Annotated in this window: 18 protein-coding genes and 1 CRISPR repeat array; of the genes, 2 read left to right on the forward strand and 16 right to left on the reverse strand. The window is 35.5% G+C overall.

Annotated elements, in window-relative coordinates; translation table 11 throughout:
• Positions 1–5 precede the first annotated feature (5 nt).
• The 8 genes from DW721_RS12485 to DW721_RS12525 all read right to left on the reverse strand — a co-directional run bounded on the left by DW721_RS12485 (position 6) and on the right by DW721_RS12525 (position 8,152).
• Positions 6–1,157 (reverse strand): glycerate kinase, encoded by a 1,152-nt coding sequence (locus tag DW721_RS12485; protein ID WP_118745957.1) that lies wholly within the window; start codon positions 1,155–1,157, stop codon positions 6–8.
• Between the two features lie 232 nt (positions 1,158–1,389).
• Positions 1,390–2,073, reverse strand: a complete 684-nt coding sequence (locus DW721_RS12490; RefSeq protein WP_118745958.1) for an ABC transporter ATP-binding protein — start codon at positions 2,071–2,073, stop codon at positions 1,390–1,392.
• 147 nt (positions 2,074–2,220) lie between these two features.
• Positions 2,221–3,534: an ABC transporter permease gene (locus DW721_RS12495; protein ID WP_118745959.1), complete on the reverse strand. Its 1,314-nt coding sequence runs from the start codon at positions 3,532–3,534 to the stop codon at positions 2,221–2,223.
• A complete protein-coding gene (locus tag DW721_RS12500) occupies positions 3,531–4,748 on the reverse strand; it encodes an FtsX-like permease family protein (protein ID WP_055945433.1) in 1,218 nt (405 codons plus the stop codon). Before DW721_RS12500 ends, DW721_RS12495 begins: the two co-directional genes overlap by 4 nt.
• Positions 4,749–4,833: 85 nt before the next feature.
• Entirely contained in the window at positions 4,834–5,202 is a 369-nt protein-coding gene (locus DW721_RS12505) for a hypothetical protein (RefSeq protein ID WP_118745960.1), read from the reverse strand.
• Positions 5,199–5,801, reverse strand: a complete 603-nt coding sequence (locus DW721_RS12510) for an accessory gene regulator B family protein (RefSeq protein ID WP_182436317.1) — start codon at positions 5,799–5,801, stop codon at positions 5,199–5,201. Before DW721_RS12510 ends, DW721_RS12505 begins: the two co-directional genes overlap by 4 nt.
• 348 nt (positions 5,802–6,149) lie before the next feature.
• Positions 6,150–7,433 (reverse strand): sensor histidine kinase, encoded by a 1,284-nt coding sequence (locus tag DW721_RS12520; protein ID WP_118745962.1) that lies wholly within the window; start codon positions 7,431–7,433, stop codon positions 6,150–6,152.
• Positions 7,433–8,152, reverse strand: a complete 720-nt coding sequence (locus DW721_RS12525) for a LytTR family DNA-binding domain-containing protein (RefSeq protein WP_182436318.1) — start codon at positions 8,150–8,152, stop codon at positions 7,433–7,435. Before DW721_RS12525 ends, DW721_RS12520 begins: the two co-directional genes overlap by 1 nt.
• A 284-nt stretch (positions 8,153–8,436) precedes the next feature.
• On the opposite strand from DW721_RS12525, the gene DW721_RS12530 reads away from it, so the two are divergent.
• A complete protein-coding gene (locus tag DW721_RS12530) occupies positions 8,437–9,366 on the forward strand; it encodes a S1 RNA-binding domain-containing protein (RefSeq protein ID WP_182436319.1) in 930 nt (309 codons plus the stop codon).
• A gap of 347 nt (positions 9,367–9,713) precedes the next feature.
• Here DW721_RS12530 and DW721_RS12535 read toward each other — a convergent pair whose 3' ends face one another.
• The 6 genes from DW721_RS12535 to DW721_RS12565 all read right to left on the reverse strand — a co-directional run bounded on the left by DW721_RS12535 (position 9,714) and on the right by DW721_RS12565 (position 18,298).
• Positions 9,714–11,105, reverse strand: a complete 1,392-nt coding sequence (locus DW721_RS12535; RefSeq protein WP_118745965.1) for an MATE family efflux transporter — start codon at positions 11,103–11,105, stop codon at positions 9,714–9,716.
• Between the two features lie 192 nt (positions 11,106–11,297).
• Positions 11,298–12,179: an Rpn family recombination-promoting nuclease/putative transposase gene (locus tag DW721_RS12540; protein ID WP_118745966.1), complete on the reverse strand. Its 882-nt coding sequence runs from the start codon at positions 12,177–12,179 to the stop codon at positions 11,298–11,300.
• A 315-nt stretch (positions 12,180–12,494) separates the two neighbouring features.
• Positions 12,495–13,040: a CRISPR direct-repeat array (repeat unit 37 nt; unit sequence GAGTCAATGCCCTTTATCGGGCTTCTTCCATTTCTAC).
• An 835-nt stretch (positions 13,041–13,875) separates the two neighbouring features.
• Positions 13,876–14,250 carry a hypothetical protein gene (locus tag DW721_RS12550; RefSeq protein WP_118745968.1) on the reverse strand — a complete coding sequence of 125 codons (375 nt, stop codon included), beginning with the start codon at positions 14,248–14,250 and terminating at the stop codon, positions 13,876–13,878.
• Positions 14,251–14,276: 26 nt separating this feature from the next.
• The gene (gene cas6 / locus DW721_RS12555) at positions 14,277–15,203 is read right to left on the reverse strand and encodes a CRISPR system precrRNA processing endoribonuclease RAMP protein Cas6 (protein WP_118745969.1); all 927 of its coding nucleotides are present in this window, start codon (positions 15,201–15,203) and stop codon (positions 14,277–14,279) included.
• A gap of 1 nt (position 15,204) precedes the next feature.
• A complete protein-coding gene (galT, locus tag DW721_RS12560; protein ID WP_118745970.1) occupies positions 15,205–16,758 on the reverse strand; it encodes a UDP-glucose--hexose-1-phosphate uridylyltransferase in 1,554 nt (517 codons plus the stop codon).
• A gap of 253 nt (positions 16,759–17,011) precedes the next feature.
• The gene (locus DW721_RS12565; protein WP_118745971.1) at positions 17,012–18,298 is read right to left on the reverse strand and encodes a galactokinase family protein; all 1,287 of its coding nucleotides are present in this window, start codon (positions 18,296–18,298) and stop codon (positions 17,012–17,014) included.
• Positions 18,299–18,873: 575 nt separating this feature from the next.
• On the opposite strand from DW721_RS12565, the gene DW721_RS12575 reads away from it, so the two are divergent.
• On the forward strand, positions 18,874–19,878 hold the full coding sequence (locus DW721_RS12575) for a LacI family DNA-binding transcriptional regulator (RefSeq protein WP_118745972.1): 1,005 nt from the start codon (positions 18,874–18,876) through the stop codon (positions 19,876–19,878).
• A 67-nt stretch (positions 19,879–19,945) separates the two neighbouring features.
• On the opposite strand, the gene DW721_RS12580 is transcribed toward DW721_RS12575, so the two are convergent.
• Positions 19,946–22,498, reverse strand: a complete 2,553-nt coding sequence (locus tag DW721_RS12580; RefSeq protein ID WP_243036014.1) for an RICIN domain-containing protein — start codon at positions 22,496–22,498, stop codon at positions 19,946–19,948.
• Positions 22,499–22,906: 408 nt separating this feature from the next.
• Positions 22,907–23,662: a tRNA threonylcarbamoyladenosine dehydratase gene (locus tag DW721_RS12585; protein WP_022013128.1), complete on the reverse strand. Its 756-nt coding sequence runs from the start codon at positions 23,660–23,662 to the stop codon at positions 22,907–22,909.
• Positions 23,663–23,757 lie beyond the last annotated feature (95 nt).

The raw sequence follows: 23,757 nt of genomic DNA on the forward strand, positions 1-23,757 counted from the left end.
ACACGCTAAATACAACTCTCATGTACCATAAAGTCTGCTGCCAATCTGAACACCTGCTCCGCCGTAAGTTCCATATTTTTTACGGCATTTTCCGTTCGCATTGCTTTTTCCAATGTTGTCGCTCCACGCACTATCGGGAAAAATGCATCTATTCCGTTTGCATTGCACAAAACCGCATCGTCAGATACACTCCCCGCAAACGCTATCACTTTTTTATTGTATTTCTTTGCCAGCCCTGCCACACCTATCGGTGCTTTCCCCATCACGGTCTGGCTGTCGAGCCGTCCCTCTCCCGTCACTACAATATCAGCCATTTTTATCTTTTCTTCCATATCGGTTGCCTGCATAATAAGTTCAACTCCCGGTTTAAGTTCCGCATTTAGATATGAAAGAAATGCAAAACCAAGACCGCCAGCCGCACCTGCTCCCGCAATATCTTCACATGATACACCAAGTTTTTCCGCTGTTTTTTCTGCAAAATGTTTCATTGCCCTATCAATAACAGGCTTCATCTCATCGGTCACACCTTTTTGCGTACCAAATATATAGGTCGCACCGTTTTCACCGCACAGCGGATTATCAACATCACACGCAACCTGAAATTTAACTTTTGAAATCAGAGGATTCACTTTATCATCAACAATCTTTTCTACTTTTCCAAGTGATGATGCACCAAGTCCCACATCTTTCCCGTTTTTATCAAGAAATTCATATCCAAGTGCCTTAAGCATACCAATACCGCCATCATTTGTCGCACTACCGCCTATTCCGATAATGATATTTTCTGCACCTCTTTTAATCGCATCAAAAATCATTTCACCGACACCAAAAGTCGTGGCGGCTAACGGATTTTTTTCATGCACAAGTGTAATTCCTGCTGCCGAAGCCATCTCCATAACTGCCTTTTTGCTCCCGTCAAGCCATCCATAATAGCAATCTGTTTTTTCACCAAGAGGACCGGTCACCGTAAGGCTTATCTTTTCGCCATCCATCCCATCGGTCAGTGCGTCTGTTGTCCCCTCTCCACCATCAGCAAGAGGACATACCAACACATCCGCATCAGGAACAGCCTTTAAAATCCCTTTTTTCGCTGCTTCGCCTGCCTGCATTGAAGTCATACTTCCCTTAAAAGAATCTATTGAAATCAGTATGTTCATTTTTTTCCTATCTAAATCATTATCTGCAAAATCAATTTTATAATTTACTCAGCTGTTTTCTTTCAACAATATTATTATAACACCACTTTACAACTTTATAAATTATACCCATGCTTCATAAATGCTTATTTTATAGCATTTATCACGGATATTGATTTTATTTACTCTACCTGAATCTAATACTCTTTTTCTTAAACCTCCTCCCAGCATCATCTCGCATAAAACTAAACTTTTAATTACCCTCTATAATCACACCATCTTCAATTTTTATTACTCTGCTGCATTGCTCTGCAACCGTTAAATCATGAGTAACTATAATAATTGTTTTTCCTTGTTTATTCAAATCAATAAATACTTTCATAATTTCTCTGGTTGTCTCCGTATCCAAAGCTCCTGTCGGCTCATCAGCCAAAATCAGCAAAGGTTCGTTTACGATTGCTCTGGCAATCGCTACACGCTGCTTTTGTCCACCCGAAAGACTATTAACAGGTTTGTCAGCAAAATTCTTCATCTGTACCATTTCAAGCATTTTTATAGCAATTTCCTTTCTCTCTTTTTTCCCTTTTTTCTTACCTCTTGCCGCAAAGTCCAGTGGAATCATCACATTATCCAATGCAGTAAATTCTTCTACCAGTGCAAAGTCCTGCATCACCATACCGATTTTCTCGTTGCGAATAGCCGCCATCTTTCCCTCTGAAAGCTTACCTATTACCATATCATCAATACAGTATTCTCCCGAATCGTAGCCATCAATACAGGCAAGAATATGTAATAAGGTAGATTTTCCGGCTCCGGATGTTCCAACAATCGCAACCATCTCCCCACTTTCTACTGTTAATGATATACCATGAAGTGCCTCAAAAGCATTGTTTTTGCCCTTATTATATGTTTTTATTATTTTATCTAATTTAAGCATTTTATTCCTCATTTCTGAGCGATTTTGTTACAAAGATACGATGAGAAATCCGCACATGCGATTTCTCATCTGCAATCATGGCTATTTGTTTTCGCTCAGAAGCAAATAACCATGTGAAAAATAAACACATCAGTGTTATTTTTCACACTATTCTACCTCACTTAAAATGTCTTTTGCTGATTTCTTTCCAATCAACAAAAAAGACAGCACGATACTAAATACAATAAAAAACACTATCATCACTAAACAACCTAATAACTGCCAGCCTCCCATAGCAAAAACAGTTCTGTCCAGTGCACCCAACTTTTTACAAATACCAATGCAAAATATCGTAAACACAAATATTCCCATCTGCATCATAATTACACTTAATACATGAATAGACACACATTTTCTCCATGTCAACCCCAACATATAATAGATAGAATAATTATGCATATTTTGTCGTATCATAATTACCGTACTGCTAATAATAGACATCATTGTAAGAATAATCATAGCAATTAGAATAGGAATTAATATATTCATCTGATTCATAATATATTCCATACTATTTTCTCTCATTTCTACCGATGTATGACGAAATACATACCTGCCATTAACCGCAAGATATTTTGAATTATACTCTTTTTCCTTCTTTGAAATCCCCTTATCATATTGTATAAAACATGGCCCTGATATGATATACGGCCATATGCATTTTTCACCCTTTATCAAATTCTTTTGTTCAGTTGCAGCATTAATTCGATTGTTATGTTCTATATCCCTCTTTGATACAAATACGACTGCCCTTTCCTCCTCGTCCCTATTAAACGGATAATAATAATCCCTAAAATCAGAATATTCTCCATAATGTTTTGTACGCATAATTGTGCTCGCTCCATCTGCAAGAATTCCTACAACCTTAGCCTTAACCTGTTTTGACAGCTTGTACTTCCTCGAATCTTTTATTACATCAGATGTTGTAAGCGTTATAATATCTCCTACTTTATGACTATTCTCTTTCTGTGCCAGCACAATCTCAATCATATCAGTATCTGCATCCTCTATCCTAAGCCAGCGTCCTGTTTCCATCTCAGGAGTATATGCAGAGAGTAATTCATCATCATATCCAACGACAGGTGACCATGTGCCAAGCTCATTCTTTTTATTATCAATATCAAATGTCATCTGTATAGAATATGAACTAACCATATGCGCTTTCTTTAAATATTTTTCCACATCAGATGACTCCGTAAAAGGAAGATATCTCTGCCCATTTCTCCCCAACAAATCAGTCATATGCATATTCAGACCATCTCCACGAAAAAAACTTTCCAAAGGCTTGTATTTTTCATATCTGGAAAAAATTGCTGAAATAATGCTGACAATCATAATTAAAACAATCATAGTCTGAATAAAAAACAGTATAGTCATAAGCTTATTTTTCTTTTGCTCATAAAGTGCATATTTTAGTTTCATCGAACTCCTCCCTTTACATTCAACTTCATGTCTGTTTTCAAAGCATATATAATCATTAAAGTCAATACCAGCAAGGAAATCAAAAAATATACAGCAAACAATACAAAATAAATATAACTGCTGTAGCTACTGCTCATATATTCATAATACCCCGAAATTTTTTTCAATATTACATTTTCAAATAGCAAAACGCCAATAAAGTAAGCCGTAATAGTCAAAGCTGTACATTCTCCCAAGTACAATAATACAACTCTGCAAAAACTCAACCCACAAATCCTGTAAACCATGAGTGCCTGCTTTCTGCTGGAAAGAATATAACGATACAAAACAGCAAAATTTATTGCAGAAACAAGTGTAATAAAAATAGTAACCATTATAATTGTGTTATACAGATATACCGCATCATCATCTGGAAGATTTGCCGCTGCTACAACAGCTTTATCACCAAAAATTTTCTCAGTTTTTTCCACCACAATATCGTACTGCTCTTGTCTAATCGGTTTCTTAAAATTAAATACTATTTCTCCGGTAAAAGGCGTCGTATCCTCCAAAGATGTAATTGGTATAACCGGTCTGTCAATATCAATGATTCCATAAGCAATAATTTTATAATCTTTTCCTTGAATATGTAGTATTTTCTTGTCCACAGCCATACGCTTACTGACAGGAGAGGACATTGTATTCCAATGTAAATAATCCCAACAAATAGCAACTTTTTCCCCTTTCCGATATTCTTCCTCCGTAAAATATCTTCCACTTTCCAACATAGCGTTATCTTCTACTTCTTTTTCAAATTCATCACTTTTAATAATCAATCCATCCTTTATAGAGAAGTTCATATGAAAGGGTAATTTGTCTACTATCGCTGTCGCTTCAATGTATTTCAATTTATCCGTATAAGAATTACTAAATTCCGCCACATATTTCTTTAATAAATCCACCGTTACATAACTTTTTGCTGAATCAGCCGGCATAAAATAGCTTTCATCATCATTTAATTCATTATCTGATGTTTCATCAAAATCCCCTTGTAAAGTCAATACAATCTTTCTCTCATCTGACAAATCATACTGTTTTTTTAACTGATAGTTTTGATATAATCCATAAGAAAAATGAATCATAATACACGAACAGATTATAGAAAAAAAAGATAAAATAAATATCAATTTCTTTTTTATGAAAAAGCTTTTTATATTAAACCAAATATATTTCATTCAGCACCTCCTATTCAAATAAGGAGTGTCATTTATTTTATAAAAATGTCACTCCTTATAATTTTAAATCTGATATATTTTACTACTAATATACTGTTAAATTCAAAGTTTCAAGTACAGTCGATGTTGATGATTTATTCTTTCTTATTGTTGCAGATGCTGAAAATTTACCTGCATTTTCTTTAGATTGTCTAATCCACTTTCCAGACGCAACACTACCTGCATTATTTCCTAAAACATATGATTTAATTGAAATATATCTAGTCGTGCCAGAAGTATTCTTAACACTCACCACCCCTTTGTCTTTAGACGAATAGTCAATCACTCCAGACATATAAGCATATTTTCCCGTTGTAGAATTTGGATTTGCAGCAGATGCTACTGCACAAATCACACCACACGCTGTTGTCATTGCGATTGCAAAACTGCATACTACCTTTATCATCTTTTTCATAACATTTTTCCTCCATTCACACTATCACTTTGTAAATAATTTTTTAACTCTCCACAAATTAACGATATCGCTATTGTAAATTGCGAAAAAATAATACTTTCCAAAAACAGAATATTATGAAACACTAAACTTAAAATTACTATTAAACATTCAAGTGCCAACACTACACTAGCTTTTTTACGATAATGAATGTGTTCAATTTCATCCAGTCGTTTATTAATAGTATCAATAGGTGCCAACAACAAAATCACAATGCTACTCATTATAAATAATAATAGCAGACAAAATACACTTAATGATACATATTTCACAGTCAAGAGTACAAGTATTATTGATGCAACAGTTAAAGCATAACACCTCATTGGTGTTGAAGCATGATACCCACCTGCATATGAGCGTAAAAATACAAATGAAATTATATATACAACTGAAACCAGCAATTCACCAAATAAAAATCCAATAGTCAATGCTGTTAACATATTAAATATGTTAATTCCAAGTTGTCCTACACCATACATATAGATTTCGTTAAGCTCTCCTGTTTCCATATCATCATATAACAACCAGTTTGCCACTGCTTTTGTCAGCTTTTTTCCCATCAAAACTTCCTCAGCTTTTTTACTGCCTCTGGTAATTTTGGCTGATAAAAGAAGAAAGCACATACACTATTTGCTTGTTTTGTAGCAGTATGTAGCACTGCTGTCCGAATTGTTCTTTTTATAAAATTATTTTTCATATTTAAATCACATCTCTTATATTTATTTTCTCTTGACTTATTCATTCTACCATATATTCATCTTTTGTACGGCCATTTGTATGAATCTATATAAACTTTTGTTGAAATTTAAAGTTTACGCACTATCAAAGAAGTAGCAAAGCGGATTGCGAATATCCACTTGACCTCTGTGCTTTCCAATGACATTTTTACAAAAATTCAATTTTCTTACCTACATATGCAGAACAATATCCACTACAAATAAATTATCTTCTGTTGAAAATTCCAACAAACCGTTATACTTTTCAACAATTTCCCTTACATTTTGCAAGCCCAAGCCATGCATTGTCTTGTCTTTTTTACTTGTAAAAAAACTCTTTCCTCGTCGTTGTAAGCAACCATTATAAGCGTTTTTCACACAAAGCCAGACACTTCCCTTTTCATATGAAAAATCAATTTGAACAAATCTATCTATTGCTTTTTCCATCCTGCCTGTTCCGTCCATTGCATTATCTAAAAGATTTCCCACAATAACTACTAAATCATCCTCATTAATTGGCAGGTTAGATGGAAGCACTATATCAATTTCTACCGAAATCCCCAATTCTGTCATTTTTGTTAATTTATAATTAACAATGCTGTCCAATGCAATATTTCCCGTATTACAGTATGGAGTAGCAAATTCTATTTTCTCAACAAATTCCTCTGTATATCTTGATACAGACTCATATTGTTTTTTATTAACCATCTGCTGTATAGCTATCATTCGATTTTTCATATCATGACGATATTTGTTTAATTCTGCATATTTTTCTGTTAGCATTTCAGATTGTTTGTGATAATATTCTTTTTCCTTTTTAGCAATTGCTGTTTCCATATGTTCCTTAATTACTATGGTCAAAGAATCATATAAATACATCAGCATAAAAACAGATGATATAAGACAGACCAGTGAAATCCCCGCTATTCGTTCATCCAATTTCTCCTGAGAAAAAATCATGCACTCCAAACATATCATAGACACAGTAATCACTATAATAAATGTTACAAAAGATTTCGGTACTTTGAGCTTTTCATTTATATTATTAAATTTTCTGATAATTAATGAAATGCTCCAAAAAATCATTTCTATTATCAAATTCCAGAATACCGATATATGCTCAGTATTTCCAAAAGCATCAAAACCACTTATTCCAACAATCACAGCTACAACTGCCTCAGAGGAAAATGAACACATATAAATAAACGCAGAAACAATCAATCTTTTTGACATAATTGTCACATAACAAAGCGAAACAAAAAAAATACTCCCGTATGAAATTCCGGCACTAATAACTGGAGATACGGAAGCAAAACGCAGGGCAAGAGAAATAAAAAGGCGTGCTGCATAGGCAATATACGCTAATCTGTCATTAACATATGCATCCTCGAAAAATATCATCATATAACGAAATATAATATATACTTCCAAAGAATCAACAATTCCTCCCATAGCATAGTTAAATATATTTTCCATCACTTTTCCTCTTTTCGTATTTTCATACACATTTTCCTGATTGCAGACCGCCTAGACTGACTGATCGGTAATACGGTATCATCTATCATAACAACTTTTTCATAAAATATTTTTTTAATTTGTCGATAATTTACAATAATAGATTTGTGAATAAACAAATAGCAATGTCCTTTTACCATTTTATATACATCATCCATTGAACCATAAAAATCATCTTCCCTATCCTTCATTTGAATGTGTATCTTTCGATTATGGCTTTCAAAATATAATATATCTGACAACGGAACTTTAAAATAGTCCGTTTTCTTTTTGTAACCAAAAAACTTATTATTCTGTTCAGTAATAATCAGGTACTTATTAACTAATTTTTCAATTTTTGAACGCTCAATCGGTTTTACAAGAAAATTCATCGGATGAAATTCAAAAAGTTCCATAGCATATTCTGTCTTTGCGGATATATATACAATCTGAACTGTTTCATTTCCCAGTTCATCTCTCAAAAATCTTCCAACATCTATCCCAGATTTTCCGTCCATTTCTATATCTAAAAAGATTAAATCATATTTCCTGCGTTCAAATTCTTTACACAGACTTTCTCCTGTATAAAATGACTCTACTTCACAACTCATACCTTTATCCCTAAAAATATCAATCAACATCATCTCCAATAAAGCGCATATCTCCACCTCATCATCACATACTACTATTTTAATATCCATAACTATGATCCTTTCAACTGACATTATCGTATCAACAATACTTCGCGACTGGCTTGATTTTTTTAATCAAATTTACCATTTTCTAAGTAACCCATAATATTATAACACAACATAAAACAAAACTGATTGATATTCTACTATGTTTTTTGATTATATTGAAAGAGCAAAACATAAATATATTTATGCTATACAGAATACATTGCTGCCTCAAGAAAATCCATCATTGTATTTTCAATCACACTATACTAAAATATAAGATATATCAACTAAGGGGGTACAAATATATGGCTGATAACAATGCTACAAGCATGAAAGATTTTGAAAAGGAACTTGAAAGTTCTTTTAAAGTAATAAAAGAGGGTGATATTTTAAATGTTACCGTTATAGGAATTTCTGAAACAGAACTCACCGTCGATTTGAATTATTATACAGAGGGTATCATTCCTCTCGAAGAATGTAGTGATGACCCTGCTTTTTCCATCAAAAACGACTGCAATATCGGCGATACTATCCGTGCAATGGTTATTGACGCTGAGGGTGACAACGGAGCCGTCATCTTATCAAAAAAAGCTGCCCACAATCTTCTTGTATGGGATGAACTCAAAAATGATATGGCAAACCGCACTGTTTTTTCCGTCAAGATTACCGAAGCAAATCCAGGTGGTGTGACAGGTTTTGTCAAAGGAGTAAGAGCATTTATTCCTGCTTCAAAAATCGGTCTTGACTATGTTGAGGACACTGAAAGCTATGTCGGCATGACTTTAAATGCGATTATCATTACCGCTGACGCAAACGAAAAAAGACTTGTCCTCTCAGCAAAAGAAATCGCAAGAGAAAACGCTGTGCTTGAACATTCGCAGAAAGTTTCAAAACTCGCAGTTGGCGAAACCGTTTCCGGAAAGATTGTGCGCATGGAATCATATGGAGTCTTTATTGAAATAGGTGAAGACCTTATAGGACTTTGTCATATATCACAGATTACAAATAAATTTATCAAATCTCCAAAAGAAGTTGTCAAACCCGGGGACACGGTATCTGCAAAAATCATTGCACTTGACGGTGACAGAATATCACTCAGCATGAAAGCACTTGAGGATGATGTTCCTGACGCTAAAGAAGATACTTATGAAATACCTGACGAGTTCCGTGCAGATAAGGAAGATGATACTGACGAGAGTCCTTTTGCGAAGCTGCTCAAAGGAATAAAATTGTAATATACATCTGTGTCAATCGAGGATGTATAACAAATAATGCCACTGGCACGCTCTCTCTACATCGTCGCTCGCAGCAGTACATATGTCAATAAAAAACATTGACCCGTCAGCAAAATACGCTGATTAAGAAAAGATACCGTTACCTTATGCACCATGTCCATCCGGACAGTGGTGCTTTTGTTATTGCTGACGGAAAGTATATATGGAATCACAATGCAGATTTTCCACTCTTTCTAAAAAGTATGTTTGATGTAAACAAGCAGCTTCTTGACGGTTTGGAAGAAGCAAAACAGCTTTTTCATGCATCAACCCTATCCGGTCACCTATTTTTATGTTTGCTATCCGCCTTATTCCCGTCCCTCAGGAATATCTTTTATAATGTCATTCCAGATTTTTATAAGAAATGTAAGTGACACAATAAATGACATAACCTCTGCAATTGGAAATGACCACCATACCATATGAAGTCCGCCAAATTTTGCAAGAAGATACGCAGCCGGCACAAGAACTACAAGCTGACGCATGATTGATACAACCATACTAAATACTGCTTTTCCAAGTGCCTGAAATACGGTTCCGGCAATAATACAGAACCATGCAATCAGATAATGTACACCTATCGTTCTAAGTGCAGGCACACCTATTTTAAGCATATCATTAGAGGCATTAAACAATCCAAGCAATGCCTGTGGAATACTCTCAAAAAGAACAAATCCAATAAATGTAAGACAAAAAGCCGTCACAAGACTTACTTTTATCGTCTTTACCATACGCTTACGCTGTCTCGCACCATAATTGTAGGCAATAATAGGTGTGATTCCGTTGTTCAGACCAAATACAGGCATAAAGAAAAAGCTTTGTAGCTTAAAATAAACACCAAAAACAGCCGTAGCTGTTGATGAAAACTCAATAAGAATACGGTTCATGCAGTATGTCATAACAGAGCCGATAGACTGCATTATAATAGAAGGTATTCCAACTGCATAAATCGTTCCGATAATCTTAAAATCAGGCTTAAATCCCTTAAATTGAAATCTAACTTCATGATTAAATTTGTGATTACAAGTTCCTGCAACAAGCCCTGCAACACACTGGCCGATAACAGTGGCAACAGCAGCTCCCGTCACTCCCATTTTAGGAGCACCAAACATACCGAAGATTAAAATCGGATCTAATATAATATTTGTAACCGCACCGCTGAGTTGGGAAGTCATACTAAAAATCGTGCGTCCTGTCGATGTGAGAAGTCTCTCAAAAAACACCTGCGTGAAAATACCAAACGAAAAAATCATGACCGTGCTAAGATAATCAACTCCCATGGTCATAATCTCAGCATCGGCACTTCCCACCTGACTTCTGTAAAAAGGCTTCACTACGGTAAATCCAAGTATTAGAAAAATAATATAACTTACCGCATATATAAATGCTGCATTTGTCGCCGTTTTATTAGCTTTCTTAAAATCTTTCTCCCCGAGAGACTTAGACAAAAGTGCATTCATACCTACACCGGTTCCCGTAGCTACCGCAATAAGAAGCGTTTGCAAAGGGAATGCAAGTGAAACCGCCGTCAAAGCATTCTCCGATAATTTTGCGACAAATATACTGTCAACAATATTGTATAATGCCTGCACCATCATCGAAACCATCATCGGCAGTGACATATTGAAAACCAGTTTTCCTATTGGCATAATCCCCATCTTATTTTCCTGAATAGGGGCTGAAGATTGTTTATTACTCATTTTTTACTCCTTTCGTGTAACAAAAACATTTTACCAGTCAGGCAGATATTTGCAATCCACTCTGCTTCTTAATAGTTTTAGATATTTTTTTCTTTTGAATCTGTACTTTTTGCTTTGTCGTACAGTTGTTTATATTACCACGAAAGACATAGTAAGGGCAAGTCGTTAGGAAATGCTCGTTTTGTGAAAACATCATTTCTCTAACCACTGTTTTATAGTTTCTTCATCCATATCTACAGCACTTGCTATTAAAGAAATATCCATTCCCATATCATTTAATTTTTCTACCGTTTTTTTCTTCTCAGCCATAGCTTTTTTTACAGCCTCCTCTGTAGCTTTTTGAGCTGCTTTTTGTGCTGCCTCTTTTGCTGCTTCTTTCGCTTTTCTCTCGGCATATTCTTCTACACTTTTACACATCTTCTCGTCCTCCTCACCATGTTTTAATTCTTTCATTCTTCTTGATATATTTGGAAATTTATCATCCTCGAAATCTGTTTTTAGGAAACATTGCATGAGGTCACTTATCAGACTATCGTCTGCCACTTCAGTATTGACATATACTGACATAAGACCATCATTTACCGAATTGCCTGTTTCCCTTATAACATTTTCTACATGATACACTGTTTTTCCTGCTCCAAACATATCGAACTCGGATATATAAATTACTATTACATCCTGAACATCCTCAAATTCATCACCCGGTTCAGATTTATTAATTGTTATCGTTGATGCATTATAACGCACGCGTTTTACATGATTGCAATTATCTGATCTCTGTATTTCTATATTATATACTTTATCTTCAACACCTTCAATATATGCATCTAAGCGAACTGATCTCTTTGCAAGATTTCTTAATGACTTTTGTGCAACTAATGTTTCCGGCTTAACTTTCAGCCGTGAATTTTCAAGTATTACCTGTAATAACTCTTCGCACGCCGCTGCATCTTCCATAAACTTCTCAAATAATACATCGTCAATCAAACGAAGATTTCTTATTATCTGTATCACTTCTTCATCAGTTTTTCTATTCTTTTTAGATTTTCCTTTATTTTGTATTTTATTAGACACTTGTTCCACCTTCTTTCAGTATTTGCTTCAGAAATATATGTTCATAACTGAACTTTATCATCTGATAAACAGATGAAAATGCTTGTTTTTCTTAAGTGAAATAATGATAACATACGATTTATCTTTTTAATATGTGAATATTGTCAGAAATATTTTATATGATTTGGTTCACTATAAACAATTTTGTAATATTAGATTTTTTATTTTCTTATGCAATATGCATTATTTTATATAGATTTCTTTGTTAATAACATACAAAAAAATCACCACTTAACTGCTTTAAATGGCGATTTTATCATTGTTTGCGTTACTTTTTTAATAATCCCCTTCAACAGGTTTTCTCCATTTCTACCGAAAAAGGTCGGAATTAAGCAAAATGGCTATTATTGTGTCAATGCCCTTTAACGGGCTTCTTCCATTTATACAAAATCTGCTGAAGGAATGAACAATCTTCTTGAAGAGTCAATGCCCTTTATCGGGCTTCTTCCATTTCTACTATTACAAATACAACCCAATGACTCAAAGGGTGATGAGTCAATGCCCTTTATCGGGCTTCTTCCATTTCTACACAAAGTATCACGGTTGAAAGCACCAGAAATCAGACTGAGTCAATGCCCTTTATCGGGCTTCTTCCATTTCTACAGATGTAGATAAAATCGTAACTACTATATTAGAGAAGAGTCAATGCCCTTTATCGGGCTTCTTCCATTTCTACTACTATGAATACATTTATTACAATAGGAAATAAAGATGAGTCAATGCCCTTTATCGGGCTTCTTCCATTTCTACACGGATGCAAAATAAAAGGAGGAAAACAATTATATGAGTCAATGCCCTTTATCGGGCTTCTTCCATTTCTACGCTCCCCTCTGGGAACGCCCTAAAATGAAGCATTTGCGGACTCGATTTTGCAAGTAATTGTCTGACAATATCAAAATCTGCTTATTTTTTGCTGTTTTTGTGTCTCTTTACACTTTGTTCATATTTTGTAACAGTTCAGCATAAAAAGATAATTGACAATACAACGAGCTTGTTCATTGTATTGTTGATTATCTTTTTATGGTAGAATAGCCTTTCATTTCTGAAATGAGGGCAAAGCCCTCGCGAGCACGCTCAGATGGAACAAATTTATTTGTTCCATCCTCACTTTGCTTTCGCGTAAATAAACAAAAGCTGCATGGCAGCGACTGACAGTTTACTGGCAGGTTTATGAATGTAAGAAATAAAAGGCTGAACTGTTACTATTTTTTTGTCATTTTTAGACCTTAGTTGTAAAAATGGATTTATAACTTTATTTTAACATATCATGTTATAAATGTATATAAAAACTTTCAATTTCCAATTTTTCCAAGTAACAGTTCAGCCATAAAAAATAATTGACAATACTTGAGCTTGCTCATTGTATTGTTGATTATCTTTTTATGGTAGAATAGCCTTTCATTTCTGAAATGGGGGCAAACCCCTCGCGAGCACGCTCAGATGGAACAAATTTATTTGTTCCATCCTCACTTTGCTTTCGCGTAAATAAACACAAGCTGCATAGCAGCGACTGACAGCTTGCTGGCAGGTTTACGAATGTAATAAATGAGAGGCTGAACTGTTACTTTTCCAACTTTCACACCTAGCAAACATATGTAGATGCTTAATGTTTCAAGCAAACTAATTAACCAAATCGGTGCCTTAACATTAAAAAACATTATTTCTCTAACCACTGTTTTATAGTTTCTTCATCCATATCTACAGCACTTGCTATTAAAGAAATATCCATTCCCATATCATTTAATTTTTCTACCGTTTTTTTCTTGTCAGCCATAGCTTTTTTTACAGCCTCCTCTGTAGCTTTTTTTGCTGCTTTTTGTGCTGCCTCTTTAGCTGCCTCTTTCGCTTTTCTCTCGGCATATTCCTCTACACTTTTACACATCTTCTCGTCCTCCTCACCATGTTTTATTTCTTTCGTTCTTCTTGATATATTTGAAAATTTATCATCCTCGAAATCTGTTTTTAGAAAACATTGCATGAGTTCACTTATCAGACTATCTTCTGCCACTTCCGTATTGACATATACTGACATTTATTATCATTGTTTGCATTACTTTTCTAATCCAATATCACATATCTGCCAAACCCCATGCTTGTATTCTTTCCTATATGCACAAGCTGTCCTGCGATAAGATATTCAAGCGACTCATCGCTTATGTTTCCAAGGACACATTCCCCTTTAATTCCGTGCAATGCAATATGGCTTTTATGTGTATTTGAATATCTGTCAATCTTAGTATGGTACACTTCCTGCTCTTCTATATATGGAAATTCACTTTCAAGATATATTTTTCCTACATCATTTCCCTCCATACAATTTAACAGATATACTCTCCTAATTGCAGCTTCTGTCAATGCCTGTCCGTCAAATTTGTTTAGCCATTGTCCTCTGAATTTCTGTGATAATGGTGTGCAAAATTTCAGTATTTTTCTGTCTGAGCTGTTTAATTTTTTTAATTGATATTCGATATAGTTTGACAGTGTATTTATTATTATTTTGTTATTGTTAATAGCACCATCCTCAAGTATCGGCTGTCTTTTTTCGTTAAATATGCCTGCTATCTCAAATCTGCTTTTTTCTTTTCCTATTCCCTTCATCCCCAGCATATATAATGCCTGCAATATCTGTGAAAAATATATTATAACATTTCCAAATAAGATAATATTTACTTTTAGTTTGTCTCCTCTGCTGAATGTTGTCTGCTTATTTTCACACTCTATTATATATCCCAGACTTTCACCGTTTGTTACATACTCCGGTTTTATTTTTAATGGATGATAAAATATTCTTGGTACAGTACAATCTTCTTTGAATTTACAAACATTACAATTTCTATCCGACAGGCAATATTGTTCAAGAAGCATTTCTCCCATACCGCCTCTTATCGCCGAAACTTTATTTTTCGGCATTTTTGTGGCTTCTGTGAATTCAAATACTAAATTTATTTTACTGTATCTTATATCGAACTTTTCACTGTTTTTCATCCTACAAACTCTCCACAAATCTCATAAATGCTTTCTGTCCCTCTTCCGTGCGTTTATAAACTCCTGCACATTCAAGCACCTTAACAAATACTTTGCTTATCTCATCATGGATTATATCCATTATATTTTCCGGAGTTATCGTATAATTTTCTATCCACTCATCTACCCAATCAGCGTGTTTTTCAAGTATCTCATCCGCATGAATATCTTTGTGATTTAAGATTGCATCTGCAAGGTCGCTCATTTCCTTTTTAAGTCTTGCCGGAAGCACCGCAAGTCCCATTACCTCGATAAGTCCAATGTTTTCTTTCTTAATATGATGAAGGTCTGCTGACGGATGGTAAACTCCCCACGGTGCTTCTTTAGTTGTGATGTTGTTGCGGAGCACAAGGTCAAGTTCGTACTTTCCATCACGCATACGGGCAATAGGAGTTATTGTATTGTGTGGTTCTCCGTCTGTCTCGCTGAATATAAATGCGTCTTCATCTGTATATGCTCTCCAGCTTGTAAGAATATGGTCTGCCGCATTTACTATACTGTCTGCATTTTCCCCCTGTAAACGAATTACGGACATAGGCCATTTTACAATTCCTGCTTTTACATCTTCATATCCAGAAATTACAAATGTTTTCTCATAATCAGCTTTTGCCATTGCAAATGTATATCCGCCGCCCTGAAAATGGTCATGACTTAAAATAGAGCCTCCAACTATAGGCAGGTCTGCGTTTGAGCCAGCCATATAATGCGGAAACTGTCTTACAAAATCAAGAATTTTCTTAAATACTGCATGGTCTATTTTCATCGGTGTATGCTCGGCATTAAATATAATGCAATGTTCATTATAATAAACATATGGCGAATACTGCATATAATACTGCTGTCCGTCTAATGTAACAGGAATAATCCTGTGATTTTGTCTTGCAGGATGTGAAAAATGACCTGCATATCCCTCGTTTTCCTTGCACAAAAGACAAGCCGGATAACCAGACTTCTTTGCTTTTCCAGCCTTTGCAATATCTCTTGGATCTTTCTCCGGCTTTGAAAGATTTATGGTAATATCAATCTCGCCGTACTCCGTATCAGTAACCCATTTTTCATCTCTTGCAATTCTGTCTTTTCTTATATAATTGGCTGCCTGGCTGAAACTATAATAAAAATCAGTTGCCGCCTTTGGAGAAACCGCATATTTATCCTTAAATTCTTTCCTCACAATACTTGGCGGCGGAGTTATACATCCCATTATCTTTGTGTCAAACAAGTCCTTTGCAGTAATCGTATCCTCTTTCATAATACCGTTTTCAAATGCATACTTCACCATATCTTCAAGTATCTCATGCACCGGTCTGAATGATGCAGCCTTATGTTTCTCTTCTGAGTTTTCACACTTCTGCGACTCACTCAAATCCTTAGTATCAGAATTTTCATTCTTTACATCATATTCCATCACATCAAACAATTCTAAAAGTCTATTTGTAACATAAATCTCATCACATTCCTCAATCAAGCCATTAGCCTTCCCGTATGAAACAAGTTCACTGATATATTTCGTAATCATACTCTCATATCCTCCTGCTGTTTTCAGCAATCCTGTATGCCTGCTTCTTTTTCAAGCAGAGAATACAGCACAACAATTCTCGTTTATTATCAACTTTAATTTTTATCTCATCTATTATCTCATTAGGTGTTTGCAAAACTATCTTGATATGTAATTAAATTGTATTAAATATAACAAATAATGTTAGCCGATATTATTTGCTATATTAATACAATTAACACAGCCTACATCCAGTTTTACAAATACCACAACTTTAATCAATAACTTTCATTCCACCGTACTTACGAATTTTAAGCACATTGCAAGCACCTTTTCCAAATACTTTATCCATCTTTTCAAGATATTCAGGTACGGCTTCATTTTTAACAAATGCCTGTATTGTTCCTGCAAATCCGCCGCCATGCACACGACATACTCCTTTTCCACCCTCAAGTACAGTGTCGCTTATCGCAAGTGCAAGTGATACATTCTGATGTCTGATATCATTTACCGTATAAACATTCTGAAGATACTTGTATGATGAGTCTCCTGATTCTTTTATAAGAGTTAAAAACTCATCTATCTTTTCTGATTTAAGAGCCTCTGCCTGTTTTCCAACACGCTTATTTTCATTTATAAAATGAATTGCACGAAGTACGGCTCTGTCACCACATTTTTCTCTGAGCTTCGATATATTTTCAATAATATCGTCCATTGAAACTTCTCTAAGAACTTCTTTTCCAAAATAAGCTGCAACCTCTTTCATTTCCTGTGGTACCGCCGCATAATCTGCCGTAAGGTCTGCATGAGAGCCCTTTGTATCCGTGATACATAAACTGTAACCATACTTATTCATGTCAAATTCAACCTTTTCAACAACCGGCTCTTTTGGCTTTGCAAAATCAACATGTACAAGACTTCCTACAGAACAAGCCATCTGATCCATAAGTCCACAAGGTTTTCCAAAATATACATTTTCCGCATACTGACCGATAATAGCAATCGTGACCGCATCCATTTTTCCGTCATTGTAAAGCTGTGAAATAATAGTTCCCACAACCGTTTCAAACGCTGCCGATGAAGACAATCCTGCACCTATGAGCACATCACTTGTGACATATGCAGTAAAGCCGCCAATATCAAAACCGTGGTCTTTTGCACCTTTAAGCACACCTTTAATCAAGGCTTTTGTAGTTTCCTTTTCGCTTTCTTTATAAGAAATGTCATTTACATCAATAACAATTTCTTTATATGTACCTGAGATAAGATGAATCATGTTGTCATCTGTTTTTCTCGTGACTGCAATAGCATCCAGATTGATAGATGCTGCTAAAATCTCACCGTGCTGATGGTCTGTATGATTTCCACCAACCTCGCTTCTTCCCGGTGCACTGTATATTGCTGCATCTCCATCACCATAAAGCTTTTCAAACTTTTCAATCGCTTTTATATAACGCTCTGTCTGATACTCTATCCTGCTCTCATCAACATAAATGTCTGTCAACAGGTCTTTGTAATCACCTTTCTTTAATGCTTCTTTTATTTCATTTGTTTTTTTCATGCACAAAATCCTCCCAATTTTAATTTTATTTCAACATAAAGCTAAACCTTTCAACATTTAACTCTAATATAATGCCAATTTATCATAATGTCAATAAAAGTTTACTTATTTTTACTAAACTTTTGTAACAGTTCAGCCTAAAAAAGATAAGTCAATAATACATGAGCTTGCTCAATGTATTATTGACTTGTTTTTTGGGGCAGAATAGCCTTTCATTTATGAAATGAAGTAGACTCAAGCTGCATAGCAGCGACTGACAGCTTGCTGGCAGGTTTACGAATGTAATAAATGAAGGGCTGAACTGTTACAAACTTTATTGTAAGACATGACTTATCAACAATATCTGAGCCATTATCCTAGTTTACCTTTTGCATTTCCAGATATATTTCCACACTAGAAAACGGGCAGCTATTACAAAATTTATCGTTTGCTCCAAAATAAACTCGACATTTTCAGCATATTGTGTTACCATATGTTTAGTAAACATAAACACATTTAACACTTTGATATACTTTTTCAACTTGTATATCAGATATTCATAAATCAGACTAACAGAAAGGACGATTTTTATAAATATGCCTACAATCCGTGATATAGCCAAAGCTGCCGGAGTTTCTCCCGGTGCCGTTTCAAGAATATTAAACAACGATACAACACTTCATGTTTCCGCCGGGACACGAAAACGAGTATTGGAGACAGCTAAAAATTTAGATTACAAAAAAATCCCAAGAGCAAACACACCCCTAACCGGAAATTGTTTTACTATGGGAATTGTTTTGTGGTTTTCTGCCGAGGAAGAATTAAAAGACAACTATTATCTTAAAGCAAGACAGGGAGTTGAGGATTTCTGCGTGAAAAACAATATAAATATACTCCGTGTGTTTCCGGGTGATTCAGAATATTTTTCTAAATTAAATACAGTTGACGGTCTTATATGTATCGGCAAATTCAGCCGCCTTGAAATCAAAAATTTTATAAACATATGCAGCAATATTGTTTTTCTTGATATGGCAGTAGACGAATTTAATATCACTTCATTATCAATGGATTTTGAACACGCCGTTTACAGTGCACTTGACTATCTGACGGAACTTGGGCATAGTAAGATTGCATTTTTAGGCGGAAAAGAATATGTAGGCAAACATGAACTTATAACCGACGCCCGCACCACAGCCTACAAAAAATATATGAATCACAGAAAAATGGATTGTGAAACTTATTTTAAAGAGGGAAGTTTTTCTTTTGAATCAGGATTTGACATGATGAATGAACTTTTCCGTGAAAACAATATTCCGACCGCCGTATTTGCAGCAAATGATGTTATTGCACTCGGTGCCATGAAAGCAATCCGTGAAAACGGACTTAAAATCCCTGATGATATATCCATTATAGGATTTAACGATGAGGAGACAAGTGCTTATATTACGCCGCCGCTCACCACAATCCATGCACCTGCATATGATATGGGACAGCACGGGGCAAATCTTGTATATGTCTCTTCAAATCTTAGCATAAAAACACCGCTTAAGGCTAAAATACCGTGTGAACTTGTGGTAAGAGAAAGCTGTAGGAGGATTTAAAAAACACCCGGATTATTTCATTTAAATAATCCGGGTGTTTTTTATTCTTATTAGATATTTTAATTTTTTACTTTACTGCAGCCAATATCCACTTCTGGCAGTCACCGCCCCAGAAATTCCACTGATTTATGTTTCCGCCTGAATCCCTGCTCCAGTCATACACATCAAGACCTGATTTACAGCTTGATGCCTTTGACAATACTGCATATGTTCCATCTGACTGTTTGCTTAATTTAAACAACTGATTTGTCCCTTTGTTCAGACTGTACTGTACAATGTTGGTTCCGTCCGCAGCACTTCCCATTGCCACATCAAGTGCCTTTGTATAATTTGATGCTCCTGTAAGTATATAGTAATATCCGTCACCATTTGATACTATCTTATATTTCTGTGATGCAAGTCCATTATATGCCCACTGCTGGATATTCGCATGGTCTGCCGAACTTCCGTCTGCCACATCTAAATATTTGCCTGAAAACTTGTTTCTTATATAAAATATTCCCTCCGTCTTGCTTACTTTAACTGAATTTTTTGTTCCCCATATCGTCTGATTATTTTTTCCTATCAATGAGAATGTCATAACTTCATTGTGGCTCGGTGTTTCATCTTTCTGCTTGAAAAATACACCTTTATACATCACACCGTCTATAACCATCTGACAATAATATGTTCCTTTAATATAACTCCAGCTTCCCGTCACATCCCCGGTGATTTTTCCGTTGGAATTTAATTTTACTTTCTGTGTTGTGAGCATTCCGACATTTTTTGTTGAAGCATCTTTTCCATGATTTACAAATTCATATTCTCCAAGCATATCTGATGCTGAATAGCCCGTTTTTGAAATCGTACTTCCGAGATACTCATAAACTGCCGTAACCGGCCAGTTATCCTGATTTAAAAACTGCTGGTGTACTCTCACTTCATGTGACTCATTTCCGCTGTCAAATCTGGTGTGATAAACAAGATATCTCTGATTGTCCGTGTCAATAAATGCTGAGTTGTGACCGGCTGATTTGTAACCCTGCATTATCGGGGTAAAGTTATAATTTCCCATAACTTTTATTCCACGGTCTGCCTGATTTGTTCCTGCTGAAAATACTGCTGAATTCCCTGCGGCATCAACATAATTTCCATTGATTGTCTTTGAACGATACATTCTCATATGATAGCCGCCGTCTGCCCCAAGCCATCCATATGTTACATAGAGATAATAATAACCGCTCTCTGCATCGTACTGAATGTAAGGTGCTTCGCCTGATTTTTTATATCCGCCTGCTATTTTCTTACCAAAATATCCGTCTGTGTTACCACTTGTAGTTTTTGGATATTTCGGCTGACCGGTAGCCGCGTCAAGCTCAAGAATATAAATTCCTCCTGACCATGAACCATATGTCATCCAGAGTTTTCCATTTGCATCAAATAAAATACACGGATCTATCGCATTTGGATAAAAACTGCTATTATATGCTCCATTTGATGAGAACCAGTTTCCAACTTTCTCAACTTTTCCGTTATTTATCAATTTTGGAATATTGGTATTGCTATAGTTTGTATTAACTGTCTTTGTTCCAAGATTAGATTTTGTTGTTACATTTACATCTCCCTTTGTAAATCCAGAATAAACAACTGTATCTACATAAGAGAACGGACCTGTCGCAGACTTCGATACCCCATATCCTATACATGAACGCACCGCCGTTGATGATGTGCAATAATAAATCATGTACGCACCCTTACTTCCGTCTTTCCATACATAATTTTTATTATAGATAACATCAGGTGCCCAGACACCGTATCCGCCCTTGCAATCGGAGTCATTGTAACCAGCCCACTGGAATGATGATGCAAGCGACTGTTCAAGAGATTCATTTTTTGAAGCTTTTGTGCTTCCACTGTTTTTAACAGCCGTTACAAGTTCCCATTTCTGACAGTCACCGCCCCAATAGTTCCATTCATTTATATTTCCACCTGCTGATTTGCTCCAGTCATATACATCAAGACCTGATTTACAATCACTTGCCTTTGTCAAAATCGCATATGTTCCGTCTGCATTCTGAACAATGCGGTATTTTTGCATTTCTCCGCCCCAATAACTCCACTGCATAATGTTAGTGCCGTCTTTTGATGAACCACCGTCAACATCGACACACTTTTTATAGCTTGTCGCACCCGTAAGAATATAATAATAACCATCACCGGTAGAGACAAATTTAAACTTCTGTGCATCAGAACCGTTGTAAGACCACTGACGGATATTTGCTCCATCTTGTGCTGAGCCATTTTCAATATCAAGGTACAATCCGCTAAACTTATTTTTGATATAATAAATACCCTCGACATTTTCACTCGCATACAAAGATTTGTTTGTATATCCCTGAGTTCTCATAGCAGACCAGTTTCTCAAATCCTTTGATGATGCCTGTGCCATGTGTGAACCATAAATGTTGTAAGAACCTGTCGATGAATCATAAAAAATTGATGGGTCATGCACGGAAATTCTAGTTGTGCTTGAAGCAGCTGATGAACTTGCCGCCGCATTGGCATCAGCAGGTACAGCCGTCAGACCGGATATGCACATTGCCGCTGCCATAAGTACAGTTGTGATTTTTTTAAGTCTCATTTTCATACTCTCCTTTAGATTTGCCAAGCGGATATTCGTGGTACACTCCGCTCTTTGCCTGATAGTGTTAAATACTAAGCCTCCAGAAACTCTCCCGCACCCTATTAGATACTTTGCATAAATAATTCTAAATTATTTTATATTTTATGTTGATTATATCAGCATTATTTCATTTTTAAAATACAAAAAAGCAAAAATGCCATATAATTTTTAATTATTATACAACTTTTTTGCTTATTTTTACTATTTATTAAATTTGTTCTGTTTTATCTAAAACAAAAGAGTCAAAAAAATCGCCACTTATATAACTCAATCAATCTCCAAAAGACTAATCCTTTAGAATCGATACATACAAGTGACGATTTCTTTATTTATGCCGCTTAATATCAATATTTATTTCCGATTAATTTACTCCGCAATAATATCCTTTACAACCTCACCAGCAATAATAAGCCCTGCAACCGCCGGCACGAATGCCATACTTCCCGGCACTGACCTTCTCTGCAAACAGGTACGCTGTACCCCTGGAGGGCATATGCAGTGATTTTTGCAATTATCATTTTCATCCTCGATAGGTGTCATAGGTTTTTCTTCCGAATAAACAACTTTAAGCTTTTTAACACCTCGTTTTTTAAGCTCACGGCGCATTACTTTTGCAAGCGGACACACTTTTGTTTTGTAAATATCTGCCACTTTAAATGCACTTGCATCCATCTTATTTCCGGCTCCCATGCAGCTTATTATCGGTATATTCATCTCCTGACACTTCATGACAAGTGATATTTTCGCTGTCACGGTATCTACTGCATCTACAACATAATCATACTCTTCAAATGGAAATGTATCTGCATTTTCAGGCAGGAAAAAGGTCTTATAGACATTTACCGTCACTTTGGGATTTATCTCCAAAATACGCTCACGCATAATATCTACTTTGTCTTTTCCGACCGTTTTTCTCGTTGCGATAAGCTGGCGGTTAAGATTTGTAAGGCAGACTTTATCATCATCTATCAGATCTATCTGCTCAACTCCGCTGCGGACAAGTGCATCAACAGTATAACCGCCGACTCCGCCTATACCAAAGATTGCCACTCTTGATTTGTGGAGTTTTTCAATACCTTCTTTACCTATTAATAATTCCGAACGCGAAAATTGATTTTGCATTTTTATTCCTCATTTCTCAATCTTTCTTAAAAAGGGCAAAATTGATATTTTGCCCTTTTATTTTTTACCATATTAATATATACTTTTCAAGTTCT

It is taken from the genome of Clostridium sp. AM27-31LB (assembly GCF_003480745.1).
Classification (GTDB): domain Bacteria; phylum Bacillota; class Clostridia; order Lachnospirales; family Lachnospiraceae; genus Butyribacter; species Butyribacter intestini.

Bases quoted from the DNA above. Each gene is read 5' to 3' on its own strand.
- DW721_RS12575 (WP_118745972.1), top strand. From the start codon at position 18,874: ATGCCTACAATCCGTGATATAGCCAAAGCTGCCGGAGTTTCTCCCGGT.
- DW721_RS12550 (WP_118745968.1), bottom strand. From the start codon at position 14,250: ATGTCAGTATATGTCAATACGGAAGTGGCAGAAGATAGTCTGATAAGT.
- DW721_RS12525 (WP_182436318.1), bottom strand. From the start codon at position 8,152: ATGGATATTAAAATAGTAGTATGTGATGATGAGGTGGAGATATGCGCT.
- DW721_RS12520 (WP_118745962.1), bottom strand. From the start codon at position 7,433: ATGGAAAATATATTTAACTATGCTATGGGAGGAATTGTTGATTCTTTG.
- DW721_RS12510 (WP_182436317.1), bottom strand. From the start codon at position 5,801: ATGGGAAAAAAGCTGACAAAAGCAGTGGCAAACTGGTTGTTATATGAT.
- DW721_RS12565 (WP_118745971.1), bottom strand. From the start codon at position 18,298: ATGAAAAAAACAAATGAAATAAAAGAAGCATTAAAGAAAGGTGATTAC.
- DW721_RS12505 (WP_118745960.1), bottom strand. From the start codon at position 5,202: ATGAAAAAGATGATAAAGGTAGTATGCAGTTTTGCAATCGCAATGACA.
- DW721_RS12485 (WP_118745957.1), bottom strand. From the start codon at position 1,157: ATGAACATACTGATTTCAATAGATTCTTTTAAGGGAAGTATGACTTCA.
- DW721_RS12530 (WP_182436319.1), top strand. From the start codon at position 8,437: ATGGCTGATAACAATGCTACAAGCATGAAAGATTTTGAAAAGGAACTT.
- galT (WP_118745970.1), bottom strand. From the start codon at position 16,758: ATGATTACGAAATATATCAGTGAACTTGTTTCATACGGGAAGGCTAAT.
- cas6 (WP_118745969.1), bottom strand. From the start codon at position 15,203: ATGAAAAACAGTGAAAAGTTCGATATAAGATACAGTAAAATAAATTTA.
- DW721_RS12585 (WP_022013128.1), bottom strand. From the start codon at position 23,662: ATGCAAAATCAATTTTCGCGTTCGGAATTATTAATAGGTAAAGAAGGT.
- DW721_RS12500 (WP_055945433.1), bottom strand. From the start codon at position 4,748: ATGAAATATATTTGGTTTAATATAAAAAGCTTTTTCATAAAAAAGAAA.
- DW721_RS12580 (WP_243036014.1), bottom strand. From the start codon at position 22,498: ATGAGACTTAAAAAAATCACAACTGTACTTATGGCAGCGGCAATGTGC.
- DW721_RS12495 (WP_118745959.1), bottom strand. From the start codon at position 3,534: ATGAAACTAAAATATGCACTTTATGAGCAAAAGAAAAATAAGCTTATG.
- DW721_RS12490 (WP_118745958.1), bottom strand. From the start codon at position 2,073: ATGCTTAAATTAGATAAAATAATAAAAACATATAATAAGGGCAAAAAC.
- DW721_RS12535 (WP_118745965.1), bottom strand. From the start codon at position 11,105: ATGAGTAATAAACAATCTTCAGCCCCTATTCAGGAAAATAAGATGGGG.